The organism is Actinoplanes sp. NPDC051859, from assembly GCF_044452725.1.
In the GTDB taxonomy this organism is placed as follows: Bacteria; Actinomycetota; Actinomycetes; order Mycobacteriales; family Micromonosporaceae; genus Actinoplanes.
In genome coordinates this window covers 387,630-401,785 of record NZ_JBITBX010000007.1, presented here as the reverse complement: position 1 = coordinate 401,785, position 14,156 = coordinate 387,630, and the positions used below count along the sequence as shown (strand labels likewise).

Here is a 14,156-nt window from a genome sequence, read left to right as displayed (position 1 = left end):
TAGTCCCATGACTAGGGTCGTGCTGCATAGCTCAGATATTAAGGCCGGTTACTCGGACCAGCTGCATGACGGACTGTTCGACGTAGCCCTGGGCGGTGAGCATGTTGCTGTGCAGGAGGCCTCGGTCGGGTTCGGCGACGAGGTAGCAGGGGATGGCGGCCTGGGCGTACGCGTGCATTTTGAGGGTCCAGTCCACCGTGGCGCTGGCGGCCGACGTGATCTCGCAGACCAGGCGGACGGAAGCCGCGTCGACCAGGGGGATGTCCGGGTCGATGGCGCCCGCGATGACGAGGTCGGGGACGGCGATGCGGCCGGGGGCGAGGCGGACCGGGACGCCGGTGACCACGTTGAGGTCGGTGCGGCCGGCGCGCAGCGCGTTGGCGAGGGCGTTGAGGATCATCTGGTGTCGGGGGGTGTCCCGGGGGCAGGTGAGGACGTTGCCGTCCCAGAGTTCCGAGATGGCCGAGGTCTCGCCGAGTGAGAGGTAGTCGACTTCGGTCGTCGGCAGGGCTTCCATGGGCAGGCTGCGGCCGATCAGGGCTGACGTCATGCACACTCCCGGATGACGAACTCACGTTCTTCGGACAGATCCCCGGTGGGGGAGATCAACAGCGGCGCCCCGCCGGGTGCGGCGAGGGCGTGGTGGTCGTAGATCTCGGGGTTGTCGGCTCGGTTGCCGAGGTAGCGCTCGGCGAACGCGGGGGAGAGGTTGGCCCAGTCGGTGACGGGGTCGATGGCGACGCCGCAGCGGAACACGTCGGGACGGCGTTGGACGGCGAGGGCGGCGAGCCAGCCGCCGAGGCCGGTGCCGCGGATGGCGACTCGGCTGAGGTCGAGGTCGGGGTGTTTGCCGGTGAGGGCGTGCAAAGCGTCGACCTGGTCGGTGAGGGCCACGTCGGCGAGGCGCCGGTAGACGACTTTCTCGAAGCTGGGGGCTACTCCGGGCGTACCCCGGGAGTCGACGCTGACCACGACGAAGCCGGCGTCCGCCCACCATTGCCGGTCTTGCCAGGACCTCGCGTCGGTGACGACTTGCTGGTGGCCCGGCCCGGCGCCGAGGTCCAGCAGGACCGGCAGCCGGGTGCCGCTGACGTGGGCGGCCGGGTAGAGCACGCCGGCGGGGAGCCGGCGGTCGGTGACCCGGGTGAGCAGCGGCCGGGGCCGGTACGGCAGCGGGTGGGCGTCGTCAGGCAGCGGGACGGTGGCCGCGCCGCGCCGGATCGTGTCGTCGATGACCATGACGTCGCCGCCGAGGTGGGCGTGGTGCCAGCCGGGTTCGGTGGTGAGGCGACGGAGTTTCGCGCCGTTGCCGCCGAGGGCGGTGCGGACGGCGAAGACGTGTTGTTCGGCGGGTTCGCCTTCGGTGGCTTCGACGAGGACTTCCTGGGTGTCGGCGATCAGGCCGACGACGCGGCGGACGTAGAGCTCGGGCGGGGTGAGCAGGCTGCCGTCGGCGAAGAGGCAGCGGGCGTCGAAGCCGTCGTGGGCGAGTTCGCCGCCGACGAGGACGCGGCCGTCGGGCAGCAGCAGTGGGGTGCCGGGGACGGGTTCGACCCAGCGGGCGTCGGCCAGCTCGGCGTGCACCTGGGTTTCGCCGGTGCGCGGGTCGACGGACAGCACGAGGCCGTGTTGTTGGCTGCGGCGTAGCACGGTGAGCAGGGCGTTGCCGGTGGTCCAGCGGACGTCGACCAGGTAGGGGTAGGTCTCCCGGTCCCAGTGCACGTCGACCCAACCGCCGTGCAGGTCGAGCAGGTGCAGGCTGACGGTGGTCGCGCTGCGGACGGCCAGGATCCGGCTGCCGTCGGGGGACCACCACCACCCTCTCCTACGCCCGAAGTCAGCGGCTGTGGGTTCGGCGACGCCCCAACGCACGCCGCTGCCGGGTTCACCCGCGAGCAGCTGGTCGTCGCCGTCGGGGCCGATGACTCGCAGGGTGTCGTCGGGGGTGGTGTAGCCGATGGACTGTCCGGTCGGGTCGGGGCGGGGCGCGAGGACGGGCTCGGCGGCGGTGCACGGACCGCGGCCGGCGCAGGCCAGTTGCCCGGCTGTCGCCCAGGCGAGGACGGACAGGTCGGCGGAGCCGGCGTACGAGTCGATCGGACCGTCGGCGATGCGGGTGACCGCGCCGGTGGCGACGGTGAGGACCCACAGCGCGGCTGCCGGGTCGTACGGTCCGGCGGAGCGCAGGAAGGCCACCCGCGCGCCGTCGTCGCCGACCGTGACGGCGTGCGGCGCGCCGAAGCGGAACCGGCCGGTGCGGGCGGCGAGTTCGGGATACTCCACGCCGACCAGCATCGCTGATCAGGTGCCCCCCGCGTGCGGCAAACAGCAGACGCGGGCCTGGTACACCACGCGCGTAAAGTGGCGCGGGTGACCGACACCCTGCCCGCCCGCCGCCTCATGCTGGTGCACGCTCACCCCGACGATGAGGTCACCGGCACCGGCGCGACTATGGCCCGTTATGTCTCCGAGGGCGCCCAGGTGACGCTCGTGACCTGCACGTTGGGTGAGGAGGGTGAGATTCACGTGCCGGCGCTGGCCGGGCTGGAGGCGCAGCAGGCCGATCAGCTCGGTGGGTGGCGGATTTCGGAGCTGCAGCGCGCCTGTGCCGCGCTGGGCGTGACCGATCACCGCTTCCTCGGCGGTGCGGGCCGTTACCGCGACTCCGGGATGATGGGTCTGGAGACCAACAACCACCCGCGGGCTTTCTGGGGTGCCGATCTGGACGAGGCGGCGGCGAGCTGCCTCGCCATCATGCGGGAGGTACGCCCGCAGGTCCTGATCACGTACGACGAGAACGGCTTCTACGGGCATCCGGACCACATCCAGGCGCACCGGGTGGCGATGCGCGCGGCGGAGCTGGCCGAGGCGGAGGGCTTCGGCCCCGAGAAGATCTACTACACGGCGATGCCGCGCAGCGTGCTGGAAGGTGGCATGGCCGCGTTCCGGGGGATGGACGACAACCCGTTCGCCGGGGTGGAGCACGTGGACGATCTGCCGTTCGGGCACCCGGATGACGAGATCGCGGCCCGGATCGACGGCACCGACTTCTATGACCAGAAGGTCGCCGCGATGCGCGCGCATGCCACCCAGATCCCGGACAATTCCTGGCTGTACGGCATCGCCGGCGACTTCGGCGGCGAGTTCATGGGCGTGGAGTACTTCACCTTGGTCAAGGGGGAGCGCGGCGAGGTGTCGGGTCCGCACAAGTGGGAGAGCGACCTGTTCAGCAATGTGGTGGGGCGATGACGCTGGAAGCGTCCGTGCCCGCCCCGCCGGCCGAGCCGCCGGTCACTGCGCCGAGACCGGCCGTGGAGCGGCTGATCACCATCGGCGGTCTGGTCGTGCTGGTGCTCGCCACGGTCTTTAGTGCGCTGTTGGAGCTGTACTGGTCGCCGCTGCGGATCGGCCAGGTGCCGATCGGCGTGGCGATCCTGTTCGCGGCCGTCGCCAATTACGCGTTGTGCTGGTTTGCCGAGGCGGCGGTGGGGCGGCGTTCGGCGGTTGCCGTGCCCTGGGTGTTGTGGACCGTGATCATGTTTTTCGCTGCCGGGTTCAGGACCACCGAGGGTGACTATCTGGTCGGCCCGGAGGACTGGGTGGCGCTGGCGATGATTCTGGTGGGCAGCCTGACCTTCGCCGTGTACGCATATCGGGCTATTCTCCGCCCAACCGTCACAAAGTCATGACATCCGGTCGTGGCGTGCGTCGACGGCGCTGACCGGGCCGCAGACTCTTCGGAAGTCCGCCGCCGCCGCTGAAGGTGACATCGTTGACCTCCGTATCCGAAGACACCGCGGCATCGGCCGCCTCCACGGTCTACGCAAGCAGTAATGCCTCCGCGCCAGGGCCGCTCAACCGTAAGCGCGTCGTCATCGTGGGCACCGTCGCTGCCGTCCTGATCGCCGGCGCCGGTGCGGTCGCCTGGTCGTACGGCGGGGACGTCCCGCGCGGCACCCACATGCTCGGCGTCGACCTCGGCGGACTGTCCCGCAGTGACGCCGAACGGTTGCTCACCGACGCTGTCGAGGGCCGCACGGGTGAACCCGTCCAGATCGACCTCGACGGCGAGCTCCTCACCGTGCCACCCGCGGACCTCGCGCTGACCCTCGACATCGACCGCAGCGTCGGCCGCGCCATGCGGGGCAACCCCGTGCCGTTCGGCGTACGCACCGTCGACCCCGTGGTCGAGCTCGACGAGGCGAAACTCGCAGGCCTGCTGCGCCGCGAGGTCGACCCCAGACAGATCACCCTGAAGAAGCCCGGGATCGCGTACGCGGGCCGCACCCCGAAGCCCACCTACCCGGCGGCCGGCCGCAACCTGGACCCGGCACTCGCTGCCGCCGAGGTTCGTCGGGCCTGGCCGCTCGGCGAGACGGCCCTGGTGCCGCTGGTCGACCGGACGCCCATCACCGGCAGCGAGCAGGTCGACGCGCTGATCCACGAGCTGGCCGAGCCCGCCGTCGCCGCGCCGGTGACCGTGCGGGTGGGCGCGAAGTCGTTCACCCTCGCCCCCGCGGCGATCGCTGCCGGGCTCGTGTTCCGCTCGGACGACGACGGCCGGCTCACGCCCACCATTGACGGCAAACGGCTGCATGCTGCCGCGGAGCAAGCCTTCGCCACGGTGGAGAAGGCCCCCCGAGACGCTCGGGTCAAGCTCTCGAAAGGCAAACCGACAATCGTTGCGGGTACGCCGGGAGACATGGTGGACCTCGGCGCGCTGGGCACCGCCCTGCTGGATGTCCTTGGCAAGCCGGCGCCGCGCGAGGTGGCGGCCGTTCTCGTCGAGCGGCAGCCCGACCTGACCGCGGCCGGGGTGAAGACGCTCGGCATCAAGGAGAAGGTGTCGGCTTTCACCACCTACTTCACCGGCGGGGCCAGCTCGCCGCGCAGCCAGAACATCATGACGATCGCCCGGGCGGTCGACGGGGCGCTGGTCCGGCCCGGCGAGACGTTCTCGCTCAACGGGCACACCGGCGAACGCAACTACGCCGCCGGATACAAAGATGCCCCGGTCATCGTCGGCGGGAAGCTGGAGCCGGGCGTGGGCGGCGGCGCGTCGCAGTTCACCACGACCCTGTTCAACGCCGCCTACTACGCCGGGCTGGAAGATGTCGAGCACAAGCCGCACTCGTTCTACTTCTCCCGCTATCCCGCGGTGATCGAGTCCACGATCTTCTATCCGACGCTGGACCTGAAGTTCAAGAACACCACGCCGTACGGGATCTTCATCGACACCTCGTACACCAGTGGCTCGGTGACGGTGCGGATGTTCAGCACGAAGGTCTACGACAGCGTCAAGACCGTACGCGGGCCGCGCCGCAACGTGACGTCGCCGCCGACCGTGCACCGCGAGCCCGGCCCGAAGTGCATCGAGTCCAGCGGATTGCCAGGTTTCACCCAGGACGCTTGGCGCGTGATCCGCAAGGATGGCGAGGAGGTCGTGCGCGAGAAGTTCTCCTGGCGCTACGATCCCGAGCCACGGTTCGTGTGCGGCGGCGAGGAGCCGTAGGCCTGGTATGTCGGAGGACGTCATGAAGCAGCGGGTGGTGCCGATCGCGGTGTTGGCCGGAGCACTGTTCGCAGTGAACGTGGTGGCACGGCTGATCACCCGGTTCGGGTTCGACGGTGACGACACCGCCCAGTACCGGATCACCATCGGCATGTTCGCGACGATCGGCGTGATCCTCGCGTCGGTGGCGTACGTCCGGGCGCAGAAGTCGTTGCCCAGCGAGTGGCTGCCCAGCCTCGCCGCGGCGGCGATCGGCGGCATGCTGTTGACGATTCTGGTGGGCCCGTTCCTCAGCGGCGGCTACCCGTTCTCGGCCGGCGCCGGCAACTTCTTCTCGCAGATCTGGCTGTACGGCGGCTTCGCCATCGTCGGCATCCTTTTCGGTTACTGGATCGCGACGATGCTCGGCCGGGACTACCGCTCCCAGTCGCTCAAGGCCTTCACCGCGGCCAAGGCGGGCAAGCCCCGGCGCGTCGTCCGTCGCTGACCGTGGCGACCCGGCCGGGGTGAGAGGATCCGGCCATGCCGTACACGCAGCTCGGCGCGGTCAACACCTGGTGGGACGAGCACGGAGCGGGCGACCCGGTCGTGCTGCTGCATCCGGGCGGCGCCGACTCGCGGGCCTTCGACGTCACCCTCGCCCTGGCCGACGCACTGCACGTCTACCGGTTCGACCGGCGTGGGCACGGCCGGACCGCGGACGTCGACGGACCCATCGGGTACGCACAGATGGCCGACGACACCGCCGCCTTCCTCACCGAGGTCGTCGGCGGTCCGGCGCACCTGGTCGGACACAGTGACGGTGCCCCCGTCGCCCTGCTCACCGCCCTGCGCCACCCCGGCCTGGTCCGCCGGCTGGTCTTCGCTTCCGGCGTCTTCCACCACGAGGGCTGGCGTCCCGGCGTCCTGGACCTGGACGACGAGGCGACCGAGTTCCTCAGCTCCTGGTACGGCGAAGTCTCCCCGGATGGGCCGGCGCACTGGCCGGTGGTTGCGGCGAAGCTGGACCGCATGCACCGCACCGAACCGGTGCTCACGACCGCCGACCTGGCCGGCATCGAAACGCCGACGCTGCTGATGTTCGGTGACGACGACGAGGTGGAGCCTCCGCACCTGCACGCCCTGCACCGCGGCTTGTCGAACGTCCAGCTGGCGATCGTGCCGGGTGCGGGGCACGGCGTGCTGCTGGACCGGCCCGAGCTGTGCCACCTCATGATCCGCGACTTTCTGTCCTCGACCGAGATGTGACCCAGATCACTTTGCGGCGAGAACCGTTGCTGATCATCTCGTCGTCTAGCCGGGTGTGAGAAAAACCTTGGCGGAGCTCGACGAGGGAGAGCTGCTGCGCCGTACGGCGCGCGGCGACCGTCGCGCCTTCGACGAGCTGTATCGGCGGACGTCGCCGTGGCTGGCCGTGCGGTTGCGCCGGCGCTGCGCCGACGAAGACGTGGTCGCCGACGTGCTCCAGGAGACCTACCTGGCGGTGTGGCGCTCCGCCGCCAGCCAGGCGAGCACCGCACCCGAGGGCAGCGCGGTCGGTTGGCTCTGGACCATCGCCGCGCACCGGCTGGTCGACGCGTTCCGCAGCCGGGCCCGGCGCTCCCGCGTCCCCACCGTGGAGACGGTCGAGACTGTGGCACCCGCCGCCGAGGACGAGGTGATGGCCGGCCGGATCGACGCCAACCTCGAGAACGCCCTGCTCAACCTGCCGCCGGAACTACGCCAAGTGTTGCGCGCGATGGTGCTCGACGGGCTGACCGTTCGGGAGACGTCGCTGCTGCTCGGCATGCCGGAAGGAACCGTCAAGACCCGCGCGCGGCGGGCCCGGATCGCACTGCGGGAGGCGCTCTCGTGAACACCCATCCGTCCCCCGACCTGATCTCGCGCTACGCCACTGGCGACACCGACGTCGACGAAGCCACCCTCTGGGCCATGGAGGCCCACCTGGAAACCTGCGCCGACTGCCGGGACCACGTGACCGCCGCCATCGACCCCGGCACCCAGGACCTGCTCGCCCGAGTCGCCGAGGGCGTTTCGGCCGGGATCGCCACCGGCCCGGCGCCGGCTGGGCCCCGACGGCGGCTGCGGCGGACCGGAGTGGCCGCCCGGGTGCTGCCCTGGCTCGCCACGGCAGGCCTGCTGATCGGCGCAGCGGTCATCTTCGAGCGGTTGTTCCCCGAGATGCCGTCGCTGGTGCTGTTGCTGGCGCCGGTGGTGCCCCTGCTGCCGGTCGCCGCGGCGTGGAGCCGGCGCACCGACCCGGCCTGGGAACTCGTGGCGAGCATGCCGCGTACCGGTCTCCAGCTGCTGTTGCGCCGAACGTTGTCGGTGCTGGCGGCGGTCATTCCCGCGCTGGCCCTGGCGGCCTGGGGGACCGGCCACTCCCCGGCCCTCTGGCTGCTGCCCTGCCTGGCGTTCACCGCCGGCACCCTCGCCCTCGGCGGACTGTTCGGCATCGATCGTGCCGCGATCGGGCTGACGATCGCCTGGTCCGCCGCGGTCGTGGTGCCGAGCATGGTCACCGCGCGCCTGCCGGCCCTCCTCAGCGGAGGGAGCTGGCCGGTCTGGGCCGTACTCACTGCGCTCCTCGTGGGACTGGTGCTCGTTCGCGGCGCCGACCACCGCCGGTTCGGTGCCGGCAAAGGCTGATCCCACCCCTTACCTCGTACCTGTTATCCCGCACGACGGAACGGAGAGACGATGATGCGCGCCATCAGCGCGGCCGAAACGGCCCCGACCACCTACGCCTGGGCGGTGCACGCCTCGGGGCTGAAGGTCAAGGCCGGGCGGCACCTCGCCGTCGACGGGCTCGACCTCGCCCTCGGCACCGGCGTCCACGGCCTGCTCGGCCCGAACGGCGCGGGCAAGACCACCCTCATGCGCGCTCTCGCCACCGTGATCGAACCAGCCGGCGGCTCGCTCGCCCTGCTCGGCGCGGACGTCAGCGCCCGGGGCGACCTGCGCCGGGTCCGCCGCGGCCTCGGTTACCTGCCGCAGCACTTCGGCTTCTACCCGCGGTTCACCGTGCGGGAGTTCGTCGAATACATGGCCTGGCTGAAAGAGATGCCGAAGGCGGCCATCCCCGCAGCGGTGCAGCGGGCCATCGACCGGGTGGGCCTGACGAACCGGGCCGAATCAAAGCTCAAGACGCTGTCCGGTGGCATGCTGCGGCGGGCTGGCATTGCCCAGGCGATCGTGAACGACCCGGAGATCCTGCTGCTGGACGAGCCGACCGTGGGCCTCGACCCGGAGCAACGCCTCGACTTCCGGGAACTGCTGCGCGACATCGGCGTGGACAGCACGGTGCTGGTCTCCACCCACCTCGTCGAGGACGTGGTCGCCGCCTGCTCCGACGTAGTCCTGGTCGACGCCGGACGTCTCGTCTACCAGGGCACTCCGGCAGACCTCGCCGCGCGCGGCGGAGCCGGTGATGCCGGGGACAGCCCCGCCGAGCGTGGCTACTCCGCGCTGCTGCGGGCGTACCGGACGGAGAACGGCCGATGACCCGGGCGCTGTGGATCCAGGCGCGCCGCTCGACCGCGCCCGTCGTTCTGCTGTTGTTGCTGGCCGCTTGCTTGATCGCCATGTTCGCCGACAGCCCGTTCTGGTCCGGGGGCTGGCTGATGCTGGCGAGCGGTCAGCGGCTCCTGCTGGTGCTGCTGTGGCCGATCGCGCTGGCCTTGGGCGCCTGGCAGATGCGCTGGGAGCAGCGAGCCCAGGTGGACGAGCTCTTCGCCACCACCGGCCGGCCCCGCTGGCACCGCATCGTGGTCACCGCCGCTGTGCTCGGTGTCGCCGCGTTCACTTCCTACTTGCTGGCCTTCGCGGCGGGTGCCGCCTGGATCGCCGGCGGCGCCACCTATTTCCCCGCAGCGGTGCCCGCGGTGGTCGCCATCGGAGGGCTGTCGTTGGTGGCAGCGGTGTGGCTCGGCATGGGTGTCGGCTATCTGGTGCCGCACCTGGTGACCGCGCCCGCGCTGGCCGTCGTCGGCTTCGCGGTGCAGGTCCTGCTCGGGGTCATCTTCAAGAACGCGCGGTGGCTCGCGGACCTGCTGTCGCCGATGATGTCGGCGCCGTGGGACCCGTACTACACGCTGCCGGCCTCGTTCACCGTCGGACAGACGCTTTGGCTGGTCGGGCTGGCGCTGACCGGATTGCTGCTGGTCGCCCCTGCCTCCAAACGGTTCCGCCCGGCGGCGATCGTGCCCGTGCTGCTCGGTGCCGGGCTGGCCGTCGCGTTGTCGCCGCGAGTGGACACCGCCAATGCGCAGTGGGTCCGGGACCTGGCCGGCGCCGAGCTGGTCTGCGCCGAGGGCACGCCCCGGGTCTGTGTCACCAGGGTGAACGCCAAGGTGCTGCCGGCGGCGACTCCGCTGGCCCGGGAGGTCCTGGCGAAGCTGGCCGACTTGCCCGACGCACCGACGAGCGCTGTCGAGGACTGGCACCTGCCCTACGGCGACGCCCGGGACGTGTCCACCGGACGGCCCGGCCCGGACACCCTCACCTTCCTCGTCGAACGTAGTGGGGAGCTCGTGCAGGAGAAGTTCGTCCTGGACACTCTCACCACCTTCATCTCGCAGGGCAGGTACGACTGCGATGCGTGGACCGAGGAACAGCAGACGGCGAACGGGGCCGCCCTCGCCGCGGCCGTGTATTGGTTCGCGGGAAAGACGCCGGCGGCCGGCCTGTTCGTAGACCCGGCCGAAGTCGACCAGGCCACGCGGCTCGCCACCGAGCTGGGCTCCATGCCCCGGGACCAGGCTGTGCAGCGGGTCGCCGCCGTCCGCGCCGGGGTCAAGGAGTGCCGGACCGACTTGACCGCGATTCTGCAAGGACGCGCGAAGTGAGGTGGCTGTGGCTTTACCTCCGCTCCCGGAGCGTGCCGGCGGTGGCCGGGGCCGGGTTCGGCCTGATCGCCACTTTCTGGGTGCTGTGGAGCGTCTTCTCGAAAGAGCGGGACGTGCTGTTCCCGTACGTGGTGCTGATCGTGGTCGTGCTGGTCAGCGCCGTAGGCGGCACGCTGGCCGGCAATGACGACGCGCTGGACCGGACCGCGGCGAAACGCTGGGTGCCACGCCGGTTCGCGCATCTGCTCGTCGCCTGGGCCGCGATGACGGGTGTGCTGCTGGCGACGCTGGTGACGTCGGCTCGGTTCGGCCCCGCGGCAGAGGTGGCCCGCGACACCGGTGGGCTGCTCGGCCTGACCGCCCTGGGCGCGGCCCTGCTCGGTGCCCACCGCTGCTGGTTCCTGCCGTTGCTGTGGACGCTGCCCGCGATCGTGGTCGTCGCCGCCGGCAGCGAGAAGCTGACCGTGCCGGAGCAGGCCTTCACCTGGATGATGCAGCCGATCGGCAACAAGCCCGCCGCGCTGACCGCCGCAGTGCTGATCGTCGCCGGGACGGCCGCCTACGCCCTGCGCGGCACGCCTCCCCGGCCGGCATCCGACCCGTCCCCGGCTTAGCGCGGCGCCTCGCGGGTCAGATAGGTGTGGTGGGTGCGGAAGCCCAGTTTCCGGTAAAGCTCGACAGCGGGCGTGTTGCGTTCTTCCACCTGCAGGTAGGCCCGCGCCGACCCGTGCTGGAGCGCCCACCCCGCCAACGCCCGCATGACATGGGCCCCAAGTCCCCGACGCCGGGCGGCGGGAGCGGTCTGCAGCAAGGCCACCCCGAGCCACCGGTCCGGCCCGGTCACCGCGCCCCGGGCCACCGCGAGCAGGTCACCCTCCGCGTCGCGGACGTGCGCGAAGACAGCGACGGGTACGCCGGTCAGCACGCGTTTCGCCGGCTCGGGCAGGGTGCCCTTGTGCTCGGCGACCAGGGCGTACCAGTCGTCGGTGGGGGCGTCGGCGAGCTCGACCGTGGGCAGGTCGGTGCGCTCGGGGAGGGTGTTCAGCAGGTTCGGCACCCGGGCGGTCTGCACCAGGGTCAGCGGCCGGGCGGTCCAGCCCCGGGCGTCCAGCGCCGCGTTGACCGGGGCGGCCAGCGGCATCGGAGCGTTGATCAACGGTTGCTGGCCGCGGGCGGCGTACCACTGCTCGACGGCGTCGATCGCGGCGTCGAGGGTGCGGTCCGGATCACCGACGGCGAGCGCGGAGTTGGCCCGGCCGGTCCAGTTCCCGGCGGCGCGCAGGATCCAGCTGCCGAGCCGGGCCTGCACCGGGGCGGGCCAGCCCTCGTTGGCGGCCAGTTCCAGCGCGGCCACCTCGGCCGCGGGTGGGCGGCGGGCAGGCGGAACGCGTTTGGCCCGGTGCACCTCGGTGAGCGGTACCCGAACTGTGCCCTTGGCGGTGGCGATAGTGAGATCTGTCTCCGTCAGCGCCACAAGTTCGCCCAGCGCATCCGTGAAAAGTGGGCGATTCTGGGAAACGCCTACAATTCGACGAACGACAACCCGATGTCCCACATCCTGCCGTCGGAGCACGCCCCACCTCCTGTCGGCGAGATACTAGGCTCTGCGGCGTACCGTCGCGCTGCTGAGCTGTTAGCGGCATGGCTCCGGAAGGGAAAGACCGTGACCTACATCATCGCTGAGCCCTGCCTCGATGTCCTGGACAAGGCATGCATCGAGGAGTGCCCGGTCGACTGCATCTACGAGGGCAACCGGATGCTCTACATCCACCCCGACGAGTGCGTTGACTGCGGGGCCTGCGAGCCGGTCTGCCCGGTCGAGGCGATCTTCTACGAAGACGACGTCCCGGAGCAGTGGAAGGACTACACGAACGCCAACTACGAGTTCTTCGAGGACCTGGGCTCGCCCGGCGGCGCCTCGAAGATGGGCAAGGTCGAGAAGGACGCGACGTTCGTGGCGGCCCAGCCGCCGCGCGGGGATGCGCACTGACCGTGCTTTCGGCGGCGCTCCCCGATTTTCCCTGGGACCTGCTGGAGCCGGCGAAGGCGATCGCCGCCGGGCATCCCGGCGGCATCGTCGACCTCTCGGTCGGCACCCCCGTCGACCCTGTTCCGGCCGTGATCCGCGCCGCGCTGGCCGCTGCGGCGGATGCGCCGGGCTACCCGCTGACCGCGGGCACCCCGGCGCTGCGAACGGCAATCGGTCAGTGGGTGCGCGCGGCGTGTGCCACCTCCGGCGATCCCGCCGTGCTGCCGACCATCGGCTCGAAGGAGCTGGTGGCCTGGCTGCCCACGCTGCTGGGGATTGGTCCCGGCAACGTCGTGGTCATTCCCCGGATCTGCTACCCGACGTACGAGGCGGGGGCGCGGCTCGCCGGCGCTGAGGTGGTCCGCAGTGATTCGCTCACTGCGCTCGGCCCCGACCGTCGGGTGCGGCTGGTCTGGATCAACTCGCCGTCGAACCCGACCGGCCAGGTGCTGCCGGTGGCGCACCTGCGCAAGGTCGTCGAGTGGGCCCGTGAACGTGGCGTGCTGGTCGCCTCCGACGAGTGCTACCTGTCGCTGGGCTGGGAGCAGACCCCGGTCTCGGTGCTCGCGGACGAGGTGTGCGGCGGCGACTACACCGGTGTGCTCGCCGTGCATTCCTTGTCCAAGCGGTCCAACCTTGCTGGCTACCGCGCCGGGTTCGTGGCCGGTGATCCGGCGGTGGTGGCGGAGCTCCTCGCGGTTCGCAAGCACGGCGGCATGATTGTTCCGGCCCCGGTGCAGGCGGCGATGATCGCGGCGCTGGGCGACGAGTCGCACGTCGTCGAGCAGCGCGACCGCTATGCCGCGCGGCGGGAGGCGCTGCGCGCGGCGCTGGTGGGGGCCGGCTTGGTGATCGAGCACAGCGAAGCGGGCCTCTACCTGTGGGCGACCCGCGGCGAAGACTGCTGGAAGACGGTCGACTGGCTGGCCGAGCGGGGCATCCTTGCGGCGCCCGGCGCGTTCTACGGCCCGGCGGCTGCGCAGCACATCCGGGTAGCACTGACGGCCACCGACGAGCGCGTGGCCGCAGCCGCCGCCCGGCTCGCGGGGGCGTGAGGAACGTGGGCAAGTAGATGCGGGCGGGGGCTTGAAGCCCCCGCCCGCGGCGGTGAGAAGGAAGTACTAGCGGGTCAGACCATGACCTTCAGGGCTTCGAGGCGCAGGCTCTGGCCGGTGGTGCCGGCGCTCGCCCACTTCCAGTTCTTGGCGCAGCTCTTGCCCATCCAGCCGATGTCCTGCACGTGGCCCTGGACGCAGATCTTCTTGGCGGTGGCGAGGCGCAGGGCCTCCATGCGCAGCGACTGGCCCCAGGTGCCGACCGTGGCGATGTGGTTCTTCTTGGCGCAGCGGACCGGCTGCCAGCCGATGTTCTCGACGTGGGCCCGGGCGCAGATGCCGCCGGACTTGGTGGTGAGGATGGACAGCGCCTCCATGCGCCGGGACTGACCCCAGGTGCCGGCGGTGACGACCTTGCCGGCCTTCGCGCAACGCCAGCCCTGCCAGCCGATGTCCTGGATGTGGGCGTTGACGCAGACGGCACCCTTCCACTTGGCGGTGAACGCCTTGGCCGCGCTGCTCAGCGCCGGGGCCTGGACCGCGGCCGGGGCGGTCGGCTTGGCCGGGGCGGCAACGGCCGCGCCGCTGTTCATGGGCAGGATGATCGCGGCGGCGGCGATGCTCGCCACGGCAGCGTTGCGGAGGAAGTGTGTGACCTTGATCATGGTCGGAAAGGTACCGCCCAAAAGCGACATAAAACCTCAGGACGCCAT

16 protein-coding genes are annotated in these 14,156 nt (G+C 70.9%); 12 read left to right on the top strand and 4 right to left on the bottom strand.

What is annotated here, in order from left to right:
* Positions 1-31 precede the first annotated feature (31 nt).
* Together ACIA1L_RS20635 and ACIA1L_RS20630 are read right to left on the bottom strand one after the other, a co-directional pair.
* Positions 32-550, bottom strand: a complete 519-nt coding sequence (locus ACIA1L_RS20635; protein WP_396074433.1) for a Uma2 family endonuclease — start codon at positions 548-550, stop codon at positions 32-34.
* Positions 547-2,295, bottom strand: coding sequence for a prolyl oligopeptidase family serine peptidase (locus tag ACIA1L_RS20630; protein WP_396074432.1), 1,749 nt, complete (start codon positions 2,293-2,295; stop codon positions 547-549). The genes ACIA1L_RS20635 and ACIA1L_RS20630 overlap by 4 nt, the downstream gene beginning before the upstream one ends.
* A gap of 75 nt (positions 2,296-2,370) precedes the next feature.
* Here ACIA1L_RS20630 and mshB point away from each other — a divergent pair, with 75 nt between their 5' ends.
* The 10 genes from mshB (at position 2,371) to ACIA1L_RS20580 (ending at position 10,973) form a co-directional block, all read left to right on the top strand.
* On the top strand, positions 2,371-3,249 hold the full coding sequence (mshB, locus tag ACIA1L_RS20625) for an N-acetyl-1-D-myo-inositol-2-amino-2-deoxy-alpha-D-glucopyranoside deacetylase (RefSeq protein ID WP_396074431.1): 879 nt from the start codon (positions 2,371-2,373) through the stop codon (positions 3,247-3,249).
* Positions 3,246-3,689 carry a hypothetical protein gene (locus ACIA1L_RS20620; RefSeq protein WP_396074430.1) on the top strand — a complete coding sequence of 148 codons (444 nt, stop codon included), beginning with the start codon at positions 3,246-3,248 and terminating at the stop codon, positions 3,687-3,689. The genes mshB and ACIA1L_RS20620 overlap by 4 nt, the downstream gene beginning before the upstream one ends.
* A 74-nt stretch (positions 3,690-3,763) precedes the next feature.
* Positions 3,764-5,512, top strand: a complete 1,749-nt coding sequence (locus ACIA1L_RS20615; RefSeq protein WP_396074429.1) for a VanW family protein — start codon at positions 3,764-3,766, stop codon at positions 5,510-5,512.
* Positions 5,513-5,534: 22 nt separating this feature from the next.
* On the top strand, positions 5,535-5,999 hold the full coding sequence (locus ACIA1L_RS20610) for a hypothetical protein (RefSeq protein ID WP_396074428.1): 465 nt from the start codon (positions 5,535-5,537) through the stop codon (positions 5,997-5,999).
* Positions 6,000-6,034: 35 nt separating this feature from the next.
* On the top strand, positions 6,035-6,760 hold the full coding sequence (locus ACIA1L_RS20605; RefSeq protein WP_396074427.1) for an alpha/beta fold hydrolase: 726 nt from the start codon (positions 6,035-6,037) through the stop codon (positions 6,758-6,760).
* Positions 6,761-6,815: 55 nt separating this feature from the next.
* Positions 6,816-7,367 carry an RNA polymerase sigma factor gene (locus tag ACIA1L_RS20600; protein WP_396074426.1) on the top strand — a complete coding sequence of 184 codons (552 nt, stop codon included), beginning with the start codon at positions 6,816-6,818 and terminating at the stop codon, positions 7,365-7,367.
* Positions 7,364-8,161: an anti-sigma factor family protein gene (locus tag ACIA1L_RS20595; protein ID WP_396074425.1), complete on the top strand. Its 798-nt coding sequence runs from the start codon at positions 7,364-7,366 to the stop codon at positions 8,159-8,161. The genes ACIA1L_RS20600 and ACIA1L_RS20595 overlap by 4 nt, the downstream gene beginning before the upstream one ends.
* A 51-nt stretch (positions 8,162-8,212) precedes the next feature.
* Positions 8,213-9,016, top strand: a complete 804-nt coding sequence (locus tag ACIA1L_RS20590; RefSeq protein ID WP_396074424.1) for an ABC transporter ATP-binding protein — start codon at positions 8,213-8,215, stop codon at positions 9,014-9,016.
* Positions 9,013-10,359 carry a hypothetical protein gene (locus ACIA1L_RS20585; protein ID WP_396074423.1) on the top strand — a complete coding sequence of 449 codons (1,347 nt, stop codon included), beginning with the start codon at positions 9,013-9,015 and terminating at the stop codon, positions 10,357-10,359. The genes ACIA1L_RS20590 and ACIA1L_RS20585 overlap by 4 nt, the downstream gene beginning before the upstream one ends.
* Complete coding sequence (locus ACIA1L_RS20580; RefSeq protein ID WP_396074422.1) at positions 10,356-10,973, top strand: hypothetical protein; 618 nt, start codon at positions 10,356-10,358, stop codon at positions 10,971-10,973. Before ACIA1L_RS20585 ends, ACIA1L_RS20580 begins: the two co-directional genes overlap by 4 nt.
* On the opposite strand, the gene ACIA1L_RS20575 is transcribed toward ACIA1L_RS20580, so the two are convergent.
* Positions 10,970-11,932 (bottom strand): GNAT family N-acetyltransferase, encoded by a 963-nt coding sequence (locus tag ACIA1L_RS20575; protein WP_396074421.1) that lies wholly within the window; start codon positions 11,930-11,932, stop codon positions 10,970-10,972. The genes ACIA1L_RS20580 and ACIA1L_RS20575 overlap by 4 nt on opposite strands.
* A gap of 90 nt (positions 11,933-12,022) precedes the next feature.
* On the opposite strand from ACIA1L_RS20575, the gene fdxA reads away from it, so the two are divergent.
* Together fdxA and dapC are read left to right on the top strand one after the other, a co-directional pair.
* Positions 12,023-12,349, top strand: coding sequence for a ferredoxin (fdxA, locus tag ACIA1L_RS20570; protein WP_396074420.1), 327 nt, complete (start codon positions 12,023-12,025; stop codon positions 12,347-12,349).
* On the top strand, positions 12,346-13,443 hold the full coding sequence (gene dapC, locus ACIA1L_RS20565; protein ID WP_396074485.1) for a succinyldiaminopimelate transaminase: 1,098 nt from the start codon (positions 12,346-12,348) through the stop codon (positions 13,441-13,443). Before fdxA ends, dapC begins: the two co-directional genes overlap by 4 nt.
* A 74-nt stretch (positions 13,444-13,517) precedes the next feature.
* On the opposite strand, the gene ACIA1L_RS20560 is transcribed toward dapC, so the two are convergent.
* Positions 13,518-14,108 carry a hypothetical protein gene (locus ACIA1L_RS20560; protein ID WP_396074419.1) on the bottom strand — a complete coding sequence of 197 codons (591 nt, stop codon included), beginning with the start codon at positions 14,106-14,108 and terminating at the stop codon, positions 13,518-13,520.
* Between the last annotated feature and the right edge of the window lie 48 nt (positions 14,109-14,156).